General features: G+C 50.6%; 11 protein-coding genes and 1 tRNA gene. 5 read left to right on the forward strand and 7 right to left on the reverse strand.

Going from position 1 to position 17,909, the window contains the following annotated elements; genetic code table 11:
* The first annotated feature begins 150 nt into the window (after nt 1-150).
* The 3 genes from Pla110_RS12340 to Pla110_RS12350 all read left to right on the forward strand — a co-directional run bounded on the left by Pla110_RS12340 (nt 151) and on the right by Pla110_RS12350 (nt 5,874).
* Nucleotides 151-666: a MarR family winged helix-turn-helix transcriptional regulator gene (locus Pla110_RS12340; protein ID WP_144996057.1), complete on the forward strand. Its 516-nt coding sequence runs from the start codon at nt 151-153 to the stop codon at nt 664-666.
* A gap of 139 nt (nt 667-805) precedes the next feature.
* Nucleotides 806-2,263, forward strand: a complete 1,458-nt coding sequence (locus tag Pla110_RS12345; RefSeq protein WP_197440166.1) for an efflux RND transporter periplasmic adaptor subunit — start codon at nt 806-808, stop codon at nt 2,261-2,263.
* A gap of 86 nt (nt 2,264-2,349) precedes the next feature.
* Nucleotides 2,350-5,874: an efflux RND transporter permease subunit gene (locus tag Pla110_RS12350; RefSeq protein WP_144996059.1), complete on the forward strand. Its 3,525-nt coding sequence runs from the start codon at nt 2,350-2,352 to the stop codon at nt 5,872-5,874.
* Here the strand turns inward: Pla110_RS12350 and Pla110_RS12355 are convergent.
* The gene (locus Pla110_RS12355) at nt 5,832-6,479 is read right to left on the reverse strand and encodes a DOMON domain-containing protein (protein WP_144996060.1); all 648 of its coding nucleotides are present in this window, start codon (nt 6,477-6,479) and stop codon (nt 5,832-5,834) included. The genes Pla110_RS12350 and Pla110_RS12355 overlap by 43 nt on opposite strands.
* Nucleotides 6,480-6,630: 151 nt before the next feature.
* Nucleotides 6,631-7,572, reverse strand: coding sequence for a tRNA (adenosine(37)-N6)-dimethylallyltransferase MiaA (gene miaA, locus Pla110_RS12360; RefSeq protein ID WP_144996061.1), 942 nt, complete (start codon nt 7,570-7,572; stop codon nt 6,631-6,633).
* A 181-nt stretch (nt 7,573-7,753) separates the two neighbouring features.
* Between miaA and Pla110_RS12365 the strand changes: the two genes are divergently transcribed.
* Both Pla110_RS12365 and Pla110_RS12370 read left to right on the forward strand, forming a co-directional pair.
* Nucleotides 7,754-8,209: an SRPBCC family protein gene (locus Pla110_RS12365; RefSeq protein WP_144996062.1), complete on the forward strand. Its 456-nt coding sequence runs from the start codon at nt 7,754-7,756 to the stop codon at nt 8,207-8,209.
* Between the two features lie 101 nt (nt 8,210-8,310).
* Nucleotides 8,311-9,438 carry a PA0069 family radical SAM protein gene (locus Pla110_RS12370; RefSeq protein ID WP_144996063.1) on the forward strand — a complete coding sequence of 376 codons (1,128 nt, stop codon included), beginning with the start codon at nt 8,311-8,313 and terminating at the stop codon, nt 9,436-9,438.
* A gap of 116 nt (nt 9,439-9,554) precedes the next feature.
* Here Pla110_RS12370 and Pla110_RS12375 read toward each other — a convergent pair.
* From Pla110_RS12375 to Pla110_RS12395, 5 genes are all read right to left on the reverse strand, one after another.
* Nucleotides 9,555-9,628, reverse strand: a tRNA-Met gene (locus tag Pla110_RS12375).
* Between the two features lie 315 nt (nt 9,629-9,943).
* Complete coding sequence (locus Pla110_RS12380) at nt 9,944-11,605, reverse strand: HD-GYP domain-containing protein (protein ID WP_144996064.1); 1,662 nt, start codon at nt 11,603-11,605, stop codon at nt 9,944-9,946.
* Between the two features lie 216 nt (nt 11,606-11,821).
* Nucleotides 11,822-13,135 (reverse strand): FMN-binding protein, encoded by a 1,314-nt coding sequence (locus Pla110_RS12385; protein ID WP_197440167.1) that lies wholly within the window; start codon nt 13,133-13,135, stop codon nt 11,822-11,824.
* 64 nt (nt 13,136-13,199) lie between these two features.
* On the reverse strand, nt 13,200-15,455 hold the full coding sequence (locus tag Pla110_RS12390) for an FAD-dependent oxidoreductase (protein WP_144996066.1): 2,256 nt from the start codon (nt 15,453-15,455) through the stop codon (nt 13,200-13,202).
* Nucleotides 15,456-15,513: 58 nt separating this feature from the next.
* Complete coding sequence (locus Pla110_RS12395) at nt 15,514-17,733, reverse strand: acetylxylan esterase (RefSeq protein ID WP_144996067.1); 2,220 nt, start codon at nt 17,731-17,733, stop codon at nt 15,514-15,516.
* Nucleotides 17,734-17,909 lie beyond the last annotated feature (176 nt).

Here is a 17,909-nt window from a genome sequence, read left to right on the forward strand (position 1 = left end):
ATGATTTATGTAACCAGCTTAATTTCACACACATGCGATTGACACTCCGACACCCAAGCACCCCACGTACACTATCCCGTCGGCTGGACCATGGATGGTGCAGTTTCTCCGCTCAACTGATATTTGATATCGCTGGTTATTGGAATACTCATGCTGGAATATGATTTTGAACAGAGTCTTGGCTACTGGACAGCATTAACATCCCATGCCTACCGTCGCACTCTGGATGCAGAACTGAATCGCCAAAACATTACGATCCGACAATGGGAAGTACTCGCCTTGCTCTCCCTGAACGGTGAGCAGAATCAAGTTCAACTGGCGGATCAACTTTGCATAGAACCTCCGACTCTAGCGGGGGTCATCAAACGGATGGAACGCGATGGTTGGCTTGAACGTACTTGCTGTCAGGAAGATCGACGTAAAAACAACATCCGCCCCACTCCTAAAGCGGAAGCCCTGTGGCAACAGATGGTCGACTGCTGTCGAAAGATACGTGCCCAGGCAACTGCCGGGATGACCGAGGAAGAAATCAACCAGTACATCAGTTTGTGCCAACGCGTCATCAAGAATATGAATGCGAATGTTGGCTTTTCTCTGAGGAACTGCTCTTCAAGTCAGTCCGTCCCAAAAGCATCCGATCCTAAGATGCAGGAACTCGAGTCCTGAAGTCGACTGCGACGCTTAAAAATATTCAGACAATTGAATCCACGATATTGAAGAAGATGTTTTCATCAATAGTCGTTCGGTTCCCTCCCTCCTTATCCGTTTCTATTTGAAGTACGTAAGCTCTATGATAAAAGATAGCATGCAACCTATCTGGATCAGCATTCCACTGATGATCGGCATCCTGATGACCTCGGGTTGTGGCAATGATGAAACCGCTGCGCAAACACCGGGTGCAGCCCCTCCACCGACTTACGTCCGGGTTGGTCCGATCGTTCAAAAGATGATACGCCCCGAACTCAAAGTGGTTGCCACTCTTCATCCTCGACGAACTTCCATCGTTGCGTCCGGCGCGAACGGTGTCGTGGAAGAATATATTCCAGATGCGGGTATGTACGTCGAAGAAGGAACTATCCTTTCAACCTTGCGTATGCGTTCGACAGATTTGGGAATTGCCCAGGAACGAGCCATTCTCAAAGAACGTGAAGAACAATTAAAAAGTCTCGAAGCAGGTTCTCGACCTCAAGAGATTGAAGAAGCTCAAGCCAAATTAATGGCGTTCCAGATCGCACGCAGAGTGGCCGATCAAAAATTCACTCGCGTGGAAGAGCTCTTCAAAAAGAACGCCATCAATAAAGATGAAAGAGATGATGCACAGGAAAGGTCTGAAGCTGCCGAGCACCTTTATGCCGCTTCCAAAGCTGCTTTCGATTTAGTGAAGCAGGGTCCCCGACAGGAAGATATCGAACAGGCCCGGGCACGTGTCCTGGCTCAAAAAGAAAACATCGATTATCTCCTGTCCGAGCGCGACAAACGAATCACTAAAGCTCCTTTTGATGGTGTGATAGTAGAAACGCATTCATTCGTTGGTCAGTGGCTTGGTCAAGGCGATCCCATCATCACACTGGCGCGAATGGACCTGATGGTAGTTATCGCGAACGTCGACCAGTCGATGCTGCAATACATTACCTTAGGCGACAAAGTGAATATACAAGTTCCCGGAACCGAGCAGAAGCAATGGGAAGGCCAGATTGCCTCGATCGTTTCCCAGAGTAATTGGGAAAGCGGATCTCGATTATTCCCGATCCGAATTCTGGTTGAGAATAAGTTCCAGGAAGTGGAAGGTCGAAAGATTCCCATCCTCAAAGAAGGGATGCATGCGGAAGTCGTCTTCCGCGGGCCTGAGGTAGAAGCCGTTCTTGTTCACAAAGACGCGCTCGTCAGAACCTCTGGTGGAAAAGCGATCTTCGTCTACGAACCCACACCAGATGACCCCAAGAACGGAACAGTCAAGCAGTATCAAATTGAGACGGATATCGGTGAAAAGGAAATGATTCGCATTTACACCCCCGGTGAAGATCTCACCGGCGGACAGGTCGTGCTGGAAGGGGCGGAACGATTGAGACCTTTCCAAAACGTCGCCATCCTGCCCGAAAACCCGACAGCAGAATCGCCCGCATCGGAAGCAGGACCCACTGGTCAGGACTCGGCGACAGATATTAATCCTGCTAATTCTCCTGAAGAAGCGACATCGAAAGAAACGACTGATGTCACTAAGGAAGCCTCCCCCGAACTTGAGGCTTCGACCAGCGCGAAATAGAGGCTATCCTCGGCCGATGCTTTTACTCGTTGGCGAACGGCCACTGAATACATCTTTACACTACTCCAAGCAGAAGAAGTTTCACGATGGACTTTATTGGATTCGCCGTCCGAAACCCGGTCAAGGTGACGGTCGCCGTCATCATGGCAGTGCTGTTCGGCATGATTTCGCTACTTGCGACTCCGGTCCAGCTGACCCCTGATGTGGTCGAGCCAAAAATCACAGTAAGCACAACCTGGCCAGGGGCAAGTGCGCAAGAAGTCGAACGCGAGATTATCGAAGAGCAGGAAGAACAACTCAAAAGCGTCGAAGGACTAAGTGAGTTCGAAAGTACCAGCTCGGACTCGCGTGGAGAGATCATCCTGAAGTTCGAAGTCGGTACCGACCTCGGCGAAGCCCGTGCCCGTGTCTCGGACAAATTGAATCAGGTTCCTGAATACCCGGAAGACGCCAACGAACCAACGATCACAACCGTGAACCCTAATGAAAACGCGATCGCCTGGTTCATTCTGCAACCCATTCCTCCCTCTATCGAGGACATGGAAGCGTTCGCCCGGACTCACCCAGATGTGAAAGACGAACTACAGCCTTTCATTGATGAGGGAGTCACGCCCGAATTCACCGTCCTGGCAAAGCTGGCCGAGAAGCATCCCGCGCTGAAAATTCTGATCAAAGGGAAGAACGATCCGGCTTTAATGAAAAAGTTTGCCGAGGACTTCATCGAATCTAGATTCGAACGAGTACCGGGTGTCGCAAACAGTAACGTCTTCGGTGGACAGGAAGAAGAGGTCCGCGTCGTCGTCGATCCGGCCAAACTGGCATCGGTGCAATTGACCATTACTGATCTTCGCGCCGCCTTGCAGGCTCAGAACAAAAACACCTCCGCTGGAGATATGTGGGAAGGTAAAACCAGAAACGTTATCCGAACACTGGGTCAATTCCGTAGTATTGAACAAGTCGAACAGACCGTCATTGCTGTTCGGGATAACACCCCCATTCGTATAACGGACGTAGCCCATGTCGAACTGAATTATAAAAAGCCCGAGGGTCTGGTTCGTCAAAAAGGGGTCAGCGCACTGGCTGTGAACACTCAGCAAGCTCCCGAAACGAACGTGCTGGAAATTATGGGGCCGCCTCGTGAGAAACTCGACCTCAATGGTGACGGCACTATCACGTCCTTCGAATTATCCGATGCTAAAAGTCTCTATGGAGACTCATTACGCATCGCTGTCGAAGAGATGAACAACGGAGCCTTGAAACCTCGTGGAGTCCAGCTGATTCAGGTCTACGACCAAACTGAGTATGTCACCTCTGCGACCGACCTGGTGCAAACGAATATTTACCTGGGTGGCTTTCTCGCGATTGTGATCTTGCTGATTTTTCTTCGCAGCCCTCGGTCCGTACTCATCATCGGCATCTCGATTCCGATTAGTATTATCGCCACGTTCGTCTTTGTTCGTGGTTTTGGGCGAAGCATTAATGTCATCAGTCTGGCCGGAATGGCTTTCGCAGTGGGTATGGTGGTCGATAACGCGATCGTCGTCCTGGAGAATATCTTTCGACACTACGAACAGTCTGGTAACCCGCGAGAAGCGGCAATCAAAGGGACCCAGGAAGTCTGGGGCGCTGTTCTAGCTTCAACCCTTACTACTTTAGCCGTATTCGTTCCCGTGATTTTCGTGGAAGGCCAGGCGGGCCAGCTTTTCCGTGACATTTCAATCGCCATTAGTTGTGCAGTGGGATTGTCGTTGATCGTCTCGATCACCGTCATTCCAACGGCCGCGAAACATATTCTCAAAGACAAAACCGGAGAGAACCAGTCCGGCGATTCCGCTGCCACCCAGAACAAAAAGAAACCCGGTCTGCTGTCTCGCTTCTTCGGTGGTCTCGTTGATGGTTTCATCGGTATGCTGCGTTGGATGCAGGAAACGACTGGCAGCTTTATGATTCGAGTCACAGTTCTGACGCTTTTCATCGTGACGTCTCTGGTGGGAGCATGGATCATCATGCCCGAAACAGAATATTTGCCAGAGGGAAATCGTAACCTGATCTTTGCGATTCTGATTCCTCCCCCTGGTTACAACATTAACCAGATGATCCAAATCGGAGAATCGATTGAGCCCCAACTCTCTCCCTATTGGGAAGCGAAACCGGGAAGTGCTGAAGCCAAAGCGTTAGACGGCCCTCTGATCGACAACTTCTTCTTTGTGGCTCGTGGTCCCATGTTGTTCATGGGAGCCCGCAGCCTCGACCCCTTGCGTGCCGCCGAATTGATTCCCGTGATGCGCCGCGCCACGGCAAATATTCCCGGAACTTTCGCCGTTATTCAACAAAGTAGTCTGTTTGAAAGCGCTCTATCTGGAGGTCGCTCCATTGAAATCCGTTTGACCGGTCCCGACCTGGAAGTTCTTGTAAAACAGGCCCAGATGGCATTCGGAATGTGTATGCAGAAGTTTCCGATGAGCGAAGGGAACCAGCTACGTCCTGTTCCGAGTCTCGATCTTTCCAGCCCGGAGATGCACGTCAAACCAAATCTGGAACAAGCGGCTGAACTCGGCATGAACACTGTCGATATCGGTTACGCCGTCAACGCGCTGGTAGACGGTGCCTACGCAGGAGACTTCTGGAACGAAGGAACGAAAATCGACCTCGTGATTTACGGAGCAGATGACTACGTTCGGTATTCTCAAAATATCGGGCAGTTGCCGCTCAGTACACCCACTGGCCGCGTCGTTTCGCTTTCAACTGTCGCGGATATCGAATTAACCAGTGGTCCCGAGCAAGTCGTTCACAATGAACGCCAGCGTTCGATTACGATTCAACTCACCCCTGCTCCTCAAGTTCCGCTGGAACAGGCGATGCGAATCGTAAACGATGAAATTCGCCCCGCTCTAATGGAACAACCCGCCTTTCAAAATGGCAACTACCAGATCAGTCTCGCAGGTGCGGCAGATAAACTCGTCTCCACTCGCCGGGAATTGCAATGGAACCTGATGTTAGCCGTGGTGATCACTTACCTGCTGATGGCCGCCTTGTTTGAATCTTTCATCTATCCGGTCGTCATTATGACCAGTATATCACTCGCCCTCGTCGGTGGACTCATTGGTCTCGCATTCCTGAATCTGTATATCTATCAGGCACTCGACATGCTGACCATGCTCGGGTTCGTCATCCTCATTGGGACGGTGGTGAACAACGCCATTCTTATTATTCACCAATCGCTCAATTACATTCGTGAAGAACACATGGATGACAAAGAAGCGATCCTGCTGAGTGTCCGCACGCGTATGCGACCGATCTTTATGAGTACATTAACGACAGTGCTCGGAATGCTTCCCCTGGTCGTGCCCCTTCCGATTCTCCAGAATGGCGAAATCATCTGGATGTCGGGGGCTGGTTCCGAGTTATACCGTGGTTTAGGTTCAGTCGTTCTGGGAGGCCTGATCGTGTCGACCTTCTTCACCCTCATCGTCGTCCCCATCGGGTTCAGTCTTGTCCGCGACATGCGGAGAAAAACGGTCGAACTTGTTTCAACAGCGACAGGTTCTGACGAGCCAATTCCAGAACCTCAACCAACCAGCACCAGCGTCGCCCATAAACTGGGGTCGTGAGCAATGGGAAACTCTCGTCCCACCGAAAGCGTTTGCTCTCCCCGTTGAAAATCCTGAACGCAGTAGTAGAAGCCCAGTTCCGAGAAGTTCTCCGGGTCGTAATCGGTTAACGACTCTGCGGGAATCCAGAACTGAAGATGGTATCCCTGATCTGTGTGCTCTACCTGAACTTGCTGCGCGCTCGGCTCGGGCAATACCGCCTCTTCACGAGCCCGGGCGATCATCACTGGAAGATTCCCCGGCGTTTGTTTGGGTTGATTTGGATAACAGAAGAACGACTGACAGAAGCGGCTAGCCCGGTGGATATTCTGGGTATTGCGAGTATCGATCCAGAACCAGATCCCATCGCTCACTTCGGGCTCATCTGAATTGAATTTGACGACCGGCGATTCTTTATCGACCTGGACCTCGAACAGAAGTCCTTTCGGGTGCCAACCGACGGCTAACTTGGCATAATCTTCTTCCCGTTCCAATTCCGCGAAACTTGGAAACTGATATTTATCCGTCAGCGGGAACAACCCCGATTTCAGATCGGGGACGCTCTTCAGTTTCTGAACGGGAATGGAATAACGAAACAGAAATCGTTCGGGAATTAAATTCGCCATCAGCCAATACTCTTCCTCGTTAAACTGTTGTTGAATTTCATCGGAGCTACCATAGGCTATTTTCTGAGCTTAATGAGCGAATCCGCTTTCTGCAATCTGCCCATCCTGAACTCCCCATACTAATCCGTCCACGGTAATCAGGCACTTGAGATCAGGAACGTGCGATCAACCGATCTGCAATTTCTTTTGCCGACTCATCTTCAGTGAAAGTGACTTCCTGGCATTCGACAATATTACGATACCACGTATGCTGCCGTTTGGCGAATTGACGGGTACGGATTTTGATCTGTTCCACCGCCTCTTCCAGGGGACGTCCCTCTTCGAGTGCGTCGATGATTTCTTTGTACCCTAATGCCTGTCGCGCTGTTCTTCCGAGAGCCGGCTCCAGTTCCATCAATCCTTGGACTTCTTCGACGAGCCCTTCAACCATCATCTGCTCAACCCGCCGATTAATGCGATCATGCAACCATGGTCTTGATGGAGACAGCCAGTAAATATGCTTGGGTCGGACCGATTCCTCCAGAGGACGTTCGTCATGCTGTGCCGAGAGGGTTTGTCCCGTAACATGATTCACTTCCAAAGCCCGGATCACTCTGCGAACGTCATTAGGATGAATTCGGCCTGCCGCTTCGGCATCGACATTCTGTAACATCTCATGTAGCTTGATTGGGCCTTCTTCCTCCACGACCACATCCATTTTTCGCCGAAAATCCCAGTCGGCGTCCGGCCCGGCGAAGACTCCTCTCAGCAGCGAACGCAGGTAAAGCCCCGTACCACCCACAAACAGGGGTGTTCGACCTCGATCAAGAATATCATTCACCGATCGAATCGCTGCTTCCATGTATTCGGCGACACTGAATTCTTCGTGAGGGTCGACGATATCAAATAGATGGTGAGGCACTGTCTCCTGTTCAGCCGGACTCGGTTTCGCCGTCCCGATATTCATTTTCCGGTACAAGGTCATCGAATCGAGCGCCACAATCTCCGCATGGAGATACCGTGCGAGCAACATCGCAACCGTACTTTTTCCACTTGCCGTGGGGCCAGCCAGAAACCAGCATTGCTGTAGTTCTTCCAGAGGGATTTTTAACATTAACTCGCCGAGAATCATTTATGCCGGTAAATCAGTGAAATACCGGTACGCGGTAAACAGGAGCGGAACAGACCCGCTAAGATCATTTACGAAAGGACCTAATTTAGATAAGGTGTAGCACAGAGGCAATCATCGCTGCCGATTCGTTTGCTTATTCCGATTCACTCTACAGGAAGCTTCCATGCCCGTCTTCGAAAAGTCAGTCACGGTGAACACCTCCATTGAGAATCTGTTCAATTTTATGATCCGGCCCGCCAATGTGATGGAAATCAATCCGCCCGAGATGAAAATGAATCTGATCGAGGTACCAGAGGTGCTGGATGCAAACAGCATAATGAAAGTCGATCTGCTCGGATTCGGAATTCCTCAGCGAGTGATTTACGAGATCACCGAATTCTCCACTCCGACCTCTTTCACGATGACCCAGAAAGAAGGACCAGTTCAAAAGTGGATTCAATACCATCAGTTCGAACTGATCAATCCAGAAACGACTATTCTAACCGAACGAATCGATTTTGAACCGCCCGGCGGAATGTTGGGATTCATGATTACTGCGGATAGGATCAAGAAATCTCTGGATGAAGGCATTGGCCACCGACAATCCAAACTACAGCAGTTATTCGAAACGGGCAACTAAACTATACATTCTGCCACCTCCAGTTTATAATCGGAACTCTTCATTCCGATCCTGTATTCCGGATTAGCCGCCGCGCGGCCTTTGGTGCAATGTCTAATGTAATGTCATCCTCGCCCGAGAATTCTAGATCCCCGACTCCTCCAAATCCGGGACCACATTTTGTTGGTCGCGGGTCGAGCCTCGAACCAGAATCGCGATTTTCAAAACAGGTCCGAGAACTGGATCTGGACGAGGTAGATCGTAGCTTGCAGGAAGAGCCGGAAGAATTCTCTTCCGGCAAGATCAAAACAATCTTTTACGAGGACCTCTCCCGGTCGATCGTCTCTGATAATGACAGCCCGGATCTTTCCTTCCGCTACTCGCTGAACCCCTACCGCGGCTGCGAACATGGCTGTGCGTACTGCTACGCTCGCCCAACGCATGAGTACCTCGATCTGAACGCCGGGATTGATTTTGAAACGCGTCTGTTCGTGAAACCGAATGCTGCTGCTTTATTCAAAGAATGGATTCGCAAACAGAAGACGACCCCCGACTTCATCGCCTTTTCCGGGGTGACCGATTGCTATCAACCGATCGAACGCAATTTGCAACTTACGAGGGCCTGCCTTGAAGTCGCTCTCGCAGCTCGTTTGCCAATCAGGATCGTTACCAAGAATCATCTGGTCACTCGGGATCTCGATCTCTTTCGTAAGATGAACGAGCATGGATTGATTCAGGTTGGCATCAGTCTGACATCACTGGATCAGGAACTGACCCGTACGCTCGAGCCCCGTACAGGTTCGCCCAAGGCCCGCCTACAGGCCATTCGGGAGTTATCCGATAACGAGATCCCCGTCTTTACGATGCTCGCTCCAATCATCCCCGGAATCAACGACAGTTCTATTCCCGAACTGCTTGAGGCAGCGAAGGAAGCGGGGGCAGAGGGTGCCACCTACACGGTTCTACGTCTCCCTTGGTCGGTCGAGCCCGTCTTTGTGAACTGGCTTGAGGAAAACCAACCCAGCCGCAAAGAAGCCATTATCTCCGGCATTCGCAAATTACGCGGCGGCAAGCTATACAACAGCAAGTTCGGCGAGCGCATGCGTGGCACCGGAATTATGGCCGAGCAAATCCATCAGACCTTCCAGATTTTCGCTCGCAAACATGGTTTAAATAAACCGTTCCCCAAACTGAATAACAGTCAGTTCGATCCAACCTGCGGAGCCAAGAAACAAAGGCGATTGTTTTAGAAGGCGGAACGTATCTTGAGACTCAATACGGCATCTAATTGATTCACTCCCACCAGTCGGCTCATACAATAAAAAAACCCGGTCGCAACAATCGGCTGCGACTGGGCTTTTTTAAGTAGCGGAAGAGGGACTCGAACCCCCGACACGCGGATTATGATTCCGCTGCTCTAACCAACTGAGCTATTCCGCCATCGTGTTGTCTTCAGAATGGCTGTTTGACTCGCCATTTTCACATTCTAAACAACCGGAAGCCTGTTGTCAGCCGATGTCCTGTAATACAGGCGGTAAATGGTGACAGTAGAACTGGTTCCGATCATCTGAGCGAGACAGGTTATCTAACCTCAGCACAAGTTGCAAGTCAATTTGAATCTGTTTTTTCAGTGTCTTATTCGAAGCAATCTCTCGACAGGAAACGGGAATTTAAGCGATATCCTTCGACATTCTCGAAATGCTGGACCCGACAATCTGACACCTGCTGTTCTTTGAGGTTCGGCATCAAAGAAAACTATACATACGCATCGTCACTATTAACATTCGCATTCAGTATCCCACCCTCGGGAGAGTATTCTCTGCAGATTCTTAGGATATCCTCGCGGACGTTGAAATAGGTTTCCACGACCTTTGAATCCCACTGTTTACCAGCTCCGCTCGAAAGTATTGATTCGATTTTGTCGACGGGCATTCCGGAACGGTATGGCCGATCGCTCCCCATAGCGTCATAGCTGTCGGCTACGGCCAGGATTCGAGCCATGATGGGAATATCGTCCCCCTTCAGTCCATCGGGATAACCTCTTCCGTCGAAGCTTTCGTGATGACTTCGGATGCCGGGTAAAACCTGTTGTAGATTCTTCAGGCGTTTCAGAATGCTGAATCCGATCATCGGATGCTGCTGAATCTGGGCAAACTCTTCTTTATCAAGCGGCCCTTCTTTTCGCAATACTCGGTCGTCGACTCCGATTTTTCCAAGGTCGTGCAGCAGACCTGACAGATAAATGTTTTCCAGCTCATCATTTGACCATCCCAGTTCCTCAGCGATGCGCCGGGCGATCAGGGCAACTCGTTCACTGTGACCGCGAGTGTAAGGGTCTTTGGCATCGAGGGTCGAGACCAGCGACTGAACGAAGCTGAGGATCAGTTTTTGGATCTCTTCGTATAATTGAATGTTTCGCAGGTGCGTTCCCAGGATGGTCGCAATCGACTTTAACAGGTTCGCTTCGATCGTTCCAAATTCTTCATCATGCTGCATGTTGCAACTGAGAATCCAGCCAGAACGATGAGAGGCTTCAGTGATTGGCACCAGGATAAAGTTATCCAGTCCCGGAAATTCCTTACCGAGCGAAGTCTCCTGGAAATAGTTTTTCACCAGGGGTTGCGACCAATTATGAGTCTCAAACTGAGCAACTAAGCGGGCCAGGCCGAACTCGTCAAATGGAAGCTCGCCATGCACGATGAAACTTTCATCGGAGACTTTATCGTTAAACCAGATGAGATGCGCCGCAGCCGGAACGAGTCCACTGACTCCATCCAGACAAAGCCCTCCCAGATCAGCGGGGCTACGCGAAATGTGCAGATTGCTGGTTAAGCGATGCAGCAAGGAAATTTCTTCGTAGGTATGTTCGAGTTGTTGATCTAACTGGAGAATACTCTGGTTCAAATCTGTTTCCATCTGCTCGAACAGGGAGTGTTCATTGAGCATCTTCACCATAGCGTCGAGCATCGACTCGCTACAGGCCGGGATCTGTTCCAACCATTCGTTAAATTCGTTCTCCGGCCAGTTTTGAATTGCAGCCGCGATCACGAGATCCGCCGGTCGCGTTGATTCGTGAGCACAGACATATCCCACAGCCACTCCGGCGAAAAAACCATCAACAACCAGCGGCACCAAAATCGCCCATATATCTATATTCAACTGAACTTTGCGGGCCTCTTGTGTTTCCTTCAATTCGGAAAGTAAACATTCCGGTATGAGTGCCCGAGACGAACTACCCGCTCTACTTATGGACTTTCCATGGCGGATATCCCATGCGAAAAACGGAATCCCGGTGCACGATTTGAGTTCTTTCAGCCGCTGACCACATTGTTCAATGATTGCCTGCTGTAGAGAACCTGTGTGTCCGGAGAGTTTCTGCTGTCTGATTGTATTATCGGAAACTGATTGGGAGATCATATGTTCGCTCTTTCGTTTTACGACTATCCTCCAAAAGTTAGATTACGTTAGTTAGCGAATCAAATAACCATTGCATTGCTATTCGCAACGACAGGAAAAATAGTCGCGTTAATCGACTAGAGCCGATTATGCCGATTATGCGGACGGGACGATGAGGCCTAAGTGCGTCGAATTAACCGATAAGTCCCCACTCCAGAATAGCCGAAGTTCCTCAAACTAAATCAGAAAGAGTTCAGTCAACTGGGAGGAATATCTCATCAACGCTCCAGCGAGAAGCACAAGTAGCAGAGCAACAGTGTCACGCCTCTGAAAATGATCCGCGCGACCATGGGAACGGACATAATTCAAGAGTAGCCCGGTTGGACAACCATATTTGCAGTATCCCATCGGGACGAAAATGGAAAACAGCAGGCCCACAATCGCGACGAAGATTGTCGCCAGTCCAGCGGCAGTCAGCAGATAAGCATCAAAGGGTTCAATCCCAGCCAGCTCGAAAGGGATATCGAGAAACACGACAATCAGCACGAAAACGAGTAGTGATGGGGGTAACCACATCAGGCCGCTTTTCACCTCGGACCGAAGTTTGATCTGCCACGGACTGTAGGCCGCGAGCATCTGCTGTACAGCACCGTGAGGACAAATATGAGAACAGTAAACAGGCCGTCGCGTTCCCCAGGGGAAGATAAATGCGGTTGCCATGACTAGCGCGAGACCTGGCGCCAGTTTTAAGGGAACTCCATTTAGTGCCCACCCCGCAATTAACGACTGCGCGATTAAGTCCCCACTCCAGAAACCGAGCAAGCCGATCATCGAAATCTGCGTAAGCAATCTTAAACTACGATAACGACGGAGCCGGGTGAAACTAAAAAGCACCGCCCAGCAAACCAGCAGAATGACCGTAATTTCAGAAGCAGACCAGTTCCAGCGAGTGCCAGTCGCTTGCTGATCCTCAGGTAGAATTGCCTTCATCCGGTCTTGCATGCTGTAGGCGATGTTCATACTAGTCATCGTCGCACCGGAGACTCCTTCGATTTGCTCTTCCTTGAAATCGAGTGTCGCCATTTCCAGCCAACTGAGCTTATTGAATTGCGACATGAACCAGGAATCAGCCCGCACATCCGCGACATGCGTTTTCGTGTCTTCGCTATAGCGAATTCGAAACCCGACGATTCGCTCCTCATCGAACTCCCAGTCGATGGGTTTTTCGGGAATTAATTCATCGATACGAGACGGCTCGGATGTTTCTTTGTTTTGGAATACGACTAGAACTTCCGTCGGACCACAGTAACCAATCAATTCCCGGCATTCCGGAAACGTCGATAGTGCATAGCCGATAGATTCCCCAGCTTTATCCAGAACATAGAATCCGTTTCGAGGGGATCGATCAATTTCCAATCGCTCGGCAGCCGGCAGGAACTGTGATACCTCCGTCACATCCAGTGGCCGCTTCAGCTCGCGACTCACCTGGAAGTGATGCTCATGCATCATCCAGAGGACAAGTCCCAGCATGACCGCGCGATAGAGGCGCAAACCGCCTCCTTTCCAGAGCGTTATCCAGAATGACGAGCCCCGTTCCGACATGATACTCAACAGATTATTCAACAGGTAATATCTGTACCGCATCGGCAGCAACATAACCAGTTACCCCAGCGGCTGAAATGAACACGGAGGAAGTAGCATCAGGCGTAAACCCAAACTTACCCAGCGGGACAAACAGCTGATCTTTCTTTCGCACTTTAGTCTGGTCGATCTTTACCTGGCTTGTTTTGCCCTCGTGTTCAATATGAACAGTGAGATCTTTCGTTCTGTTTTCATGCGGCGTAAATGAGAGTCCGACTTCGTATTCACCCGCTGTGGGGACAGTGAACGTATAACGAATCGTCGTCTCATCCGATTTGCCAGCATACAGGTATTCGTCGCCGACAAATCCGTTCACACCGTGGCCACTATGCCAGTTGCCAGTGGTAAATGCATCCGTGTTATCGAGAACGATTCCCTTCAACGTTTCGCGGGAAACTCCCCGAACGGGATAGGGTAACGCCGAGCCTGTTACCTGAAGCTCGCTATCGACAGTTTCTCGCCGGGCTCGACCGGGTAAGTTCATGAGTTCGTCCAACTCCGGCCAGTATTCAGTATAAACATCACGGGGCGAGCATCCATGAATTTTGCAGATCGAGGCCGCCTTACCGACAACTTCCCCCATCATACCGCATGTCTTCATCACTCGTACGGTACCGAGGGCACCGTGAGTTACGCTTATGCAACGACCGGCCATGAATAGATTGTTTATGTTCCGCGAGTAGAAACAGCGATAGGGAACGGGATACCCGTAGTTCTTGTCGACAGATCGATCAAACTCTGCATAAGAGATAAACGGATCTTCAGGGTACTTTTGCATGTATCGTTTTTTGGGATAGTGGAGATCGATGTCCCACGTCGTTGGTACACAGCCATCCGGGAATTCCTTCTTGCCTGTGATATCCTCCCGGGTAAGTAAGACATCTCCCAGTAGACGACGGGATTCGCGTGGCCCACCAATATAGGCAATCCAGGTCAGAGCGGCATTCTGATGTTTTTCGGCACCGTCGCCATTTTTCATCGCATTGAAGGCACCGTACACAGCCCGCAAGTTCCAGTCGCGAACGTACTCAAGGTCTTCAATCGGGTGGCGATCAAATCCTCCTTCCCAGAACCATTCACCATGCCCACGACGTGGGTAGGGGAAATCGTCCATTTTGAGTTGCAGCGCCCAAGGGACTTCCGGGAATTGAGCGGCCTTTTCGGTCTCTTCCCAGCGCCACATGTTACTCATCCCCATGTGGCCTTCTTCAAGCATGTCAAAATCAGCATTCACCAATGCACCAAGGACACCGTGGCCGGTTGCGTCAACAAAGAGAGGAGCGTGAAATTCAACTTGAGCTCCCGATCGTGTGTCGAAGGCGGTCACTGATTGAACTTCTTCATTCTCTGACTGCGCGGCGTAAACGTGATGATTCAAGAATAAGGTAATGTTGGCTTCAGCTCGAACGATGGCTTCTTTCTTCTCATCTTCGAACTCGGCTTTGGTTCCGGGAGACTGTGTTGCGGAATCGGCAAATTCCTGGACGATTTCGCCGATGTGGGGATACTTGCCGCGACGAAGAAGCCCTTGTGCCCAGACGCGAATTTCTGAACTTCCATTCCCTCCCAATACAGGACGGTTTTGAATGAGAGCGACTTTGCACCCCATGCGAGCAGCGGAAATCGCGGCCCCCATACCGGAGTAACCTCCTCCGGCGACGACCAGATCGTAATCTTGAATCGTCGGTTTTACAGAGTTCCCCAGCATTTCCTGCCGCCAACTGGCAAACGCTTCGGAGCTGTTATCAGGCTGGAAATCTTTGTCCGTCGTGAACAGAATCGCATCACAACGTCCGTCGAAGCCGGTCAGGTCGTGCAGACTCAGTTCCACTTCCGTCTGATTGATATCGACCGTTCCTCCCGATTGCCAAAACCAGTTAGCACTTTTTGTACCGAAAGTCTCTTCCAGCGGGGTTCCATTCACATTGAGTTGAAAACGACCCGGCGTACCGGGTTGTTTCCAACGGGCAACCCAGTCTTTCGTTCGTACGAAGACATGATAGGTCCCCGTTTTCGGAAACGTCACTGTCGTCTCAGCATCCGCCACTGCCTTACCCAGCCCATGAGCGAGCAAATACGGAGAGCCCATGTTTTGAATGAACTGAGTATCCAGTTTCCAGCCGCCGTGGGATTCAAAGCTTTCTGCTTCCACCAAAACCGTTTCCGCTATTGCGAAGCGGGGAACGAAGGAAACCGTAATCAGCAGACAAGCAATAATAAGCGTGCGCATGATGACAAACCTGTTAGACGTAAAAGTAAAGTATTGGGAGTTTAATCGATCAGACGGGTTACTTCGCGATCAACCATTCTACGGCAGCCTGAATCAACTCTTCGCTATCGCCGGAACTCGTCACCATGTCCGCAGCTCCTGCTGCAGAATAAGATTTCTCAACCACAGTTGGGACACCAGCCTCTTCACCACCAATCCAAAGAGGATAGGGGGCGGACAGAGAGAGTAAACCGGGAACGTCTCCATACTTCACGACACCCGGCAGAAATTGGGGGTCTCGGAAGGAAGGTAACTGCGTAAACCGGAAGTTGTTCGAGACGACCGCCGCTTTGTTGACCTTGTCGCCAGCAATCGCACGGGCAGCAGCGACTAATGGCCCTGCTCCATTAGTGCCCAATAAAGACAGGGACTCCGGAGCATGCTCGTCTCCACGGATGAACGCAATAACAGTCAAGATATCATGGACGCGACTGGCGAAGACCGAATGGTTGAACCCGAATGTGTAGCCAGCGAAAGCCCGAGGACTTTCAACTTTGGGGGTTTCATTGAACTCGGTGCCAGGAACGAGAAATTCACCCTGGTATAACAAATCGACTCCCATGACTGCATTTCCCGATTCAATCAACTGGCGAACTTCTGCAGTCGGTTCCTGTTGATCATTCACGAGCGCCGACTTGCCGGCACCATCTACCCACAAAACGACGTGACCATTCCACTCGGTATTTTTGGGAAAGAAGGAGATCATCGGGACCTCTTCTCCCCGACTAGTCAAAGTTAGTTTGTCTTTAAACAACAGATAGCCATCGCGTTCCTGTTTGTCGACTTTCGTCCGTTGAATCTCGTCTGATGCGGGAAGTTTTCTTCCGATGATAGTTTCTATCGCTCCTCCTACCACACGCTGATATTCGGCAAGCGTTTTCTCATCAGTGGGTTCCAGTGAAGCAATTAAAGCGTCATCGCGATCCGACATCTGACGTGTCAAAGAAACTTCATATTCGTCACCGCCAGCGGGCGCAGGATGCTCTTCGTTCCAAACGGCGTGCTCTTCTTTGGTCAGAACTTCATAGTCATCCTCAACAATCGGTTCTTCCAGGCCGAGATTCAAATACTTATTGAACCACGAATACATAACCGCACGCGTGACGTAATTGTAGTTATGCGGATAGTTAGGGTAGAAGTTGCAGAAGACATCTTCTTTCTTACCAATCATGGAATACAACTTCTGCAATTCTGGATAGCCATCTTCCATCATCGCCTTCGTCCAGTCGTTGGCGGCAGTCATCGCTTGAGGTTTGGGCGCAAATAATGCAGCCAGTTCAACATTCCCAGTTCCGACTCGCAGCAGGCTGCAATTTTCACAAGTACATCCCCCCTGCATAGAGGTGGATACCATGCCTTGCGGAAATGCAGCGATGGGCCGGTCGTCTGTCGCACATAGGAGAATCGTCTGTGTTCCTCCGCCGCTTCCGCCAGTGACCGCTAAGCGAGTCGGGTCTACGTCGGGTAACGATTCAAGAAAATCGAGAGCACGAATAGAGTTCCAACTCTGAATTCCCATCACGCTTTGCAGTCGCGATTCAGCCTGAGCCGTAAAGAGCCCCCATCGTTCCGCGTTCTCCATTTCCGGTCGTGGTTCGGAATAACCGTGAGCAAGTTTTCTCGAAATCTGAACACTGTCGGCGTAGCCCAGCATGTCGTAGATGAAGACGACGCATCCCATTCTCGCAAGCTGAACGCAGCGGGCAATTTTCGGAAAACGGCCAGAGCCTTCAAAACGTTCCTGGCCACGTGTGATCATTTGTAGAACTTGTTTCTCCGAGTATTCATGAAGTCGACCACCGTGACCGTGCGGCGAGAGAATACCGGGGCGTTTGCCTTCCGCGTTTTCAGGACGAAAGAGCAATCCACTCACAAAATGCCCCGGCATACTTTCAAAGTACACTTTTTCAATCGTGATCCCTTCGCGAGTAAATTTCCCATGGATCACTGGATTGAGCGGAGTCCGTTCCGGCATGGGCCACATGCCAGTCGCGACAAGAATTCGCCGTTTCAAGTCCGCGGCCCGTTCTTCCCATGCCTTTTTCGATTCAGGAACGGTAAACGGAAAATGCCCGTTCAGATCTTTGAGTGGATTTAATCGACTGTCAGCAGGGAGTTCTCCCTCTTTATAGATCTTTGTATCGATTGGTTCAGCCTGCAGGGGCATGGCAAGAAATAACAAGCAGACGGGGACAGTCAACAGCAGCGTGACACAACTTGAACGAGACCAGAAACGCATTCAGAACTCCCTGGATGTTAAGCAAAAAGTAGTTTCAATATTGGGGGGACAATCAGAGATTGAACGATATCCGTTGTTGGCGACCTTCTCATATTGAAATCGCCAACCTGACATGTCCATCCGAGACCGCTTTTAACGCCTGCTCACAGGATTGCAGCAGGTCGGTGGGAAAGAGT

The sequence above is a fragment of the Polystyrenella longa genome, assembly GCF_007750395.1.
Taxonomy (GTDB): Bacteria; Planctomycetota; Planctomycetia; order Planctomycetales; family Planctomycetaceae; genus Polystyrenella; species Polystyrenella longa.

What these genes read in the sequence shown, in the direction of transcription:
- miaA (WP_144996061.1), bottom strand. Translation starts at nt 7,572, where the DNA reads ATGTTAAAAATCCCTCTGGAAGAACTACAGCAATGCTGGTTTCTGGCT.
- Pla110_RS12370 (WP_144996063.1), top strand. Translation starts at nt 8,311, where the DNA reads ATGTCATCCTCGCCCGAGAATTCTAGATCCCCGACTCCTCCAAATCCG.
- Pla110_RS12380 (WP_144996064.1), bottom strand. Translation starts at nt 11,605, where the DNA reads ATGATCTCCCAATCAGTTTCCGATAATACAATCAGACAGCAGAAACTC.
- Pla110_RS12390 (WP_144996066.1), bottom strand. Translation starts at nt 15,455, where the DNA reads ATGCGCACGCTTATTATTGCTTGTCTGCTGATTACGGTTTCCTTCGTT.
- Pla110_RS12355 (WP_144996060.1), bottom strand. Translation starts at nt 6,479, where the DNA reads ATGGCGAATTTAATTCCCGAACGATTTCTGTTTCGTTATTCCATTCCC.
- Pla110_RS12350 (WP_144996059.1), top strand. Translation starts at nt 2,350, where the DNA reads ATGGACTTTATTGGATTCGCCGTCCGAAACCCGGTCAAGGTGACGGTC.
- Pla110_RS12365 (WP_144996062.1), top strand. Translation starts at nt 7,754, where the DNA reads ATGCCCGTCTTCGAAAAGTCAGTCACGGTGAACACCTCCATTGAGAAT.
- Pla110_RS12340 (WP_144996057.1), top strand. Translation starts at nt 151, where the DNA reads ATGCTGGAATATGATTTTGAACAGAGTCTTGGCTACTGGACAGCATTA.
- Pla110_RS12345 (WP_197440166.1), top strand. Translation starts at nt 806, where the DNA reads ATGCAACCTATCTGGATCAGCATTCCACTGATGATCGGCATCCTGATG.
- Pla110_RS12395 (WP_144996067.1), bottom strand. Translation starts at nt 17,733, where the DNA reads ATGCGTTTCTGGTCTCGTTCAAGTTGTGTCACGCTGCTGTTGACTGTC.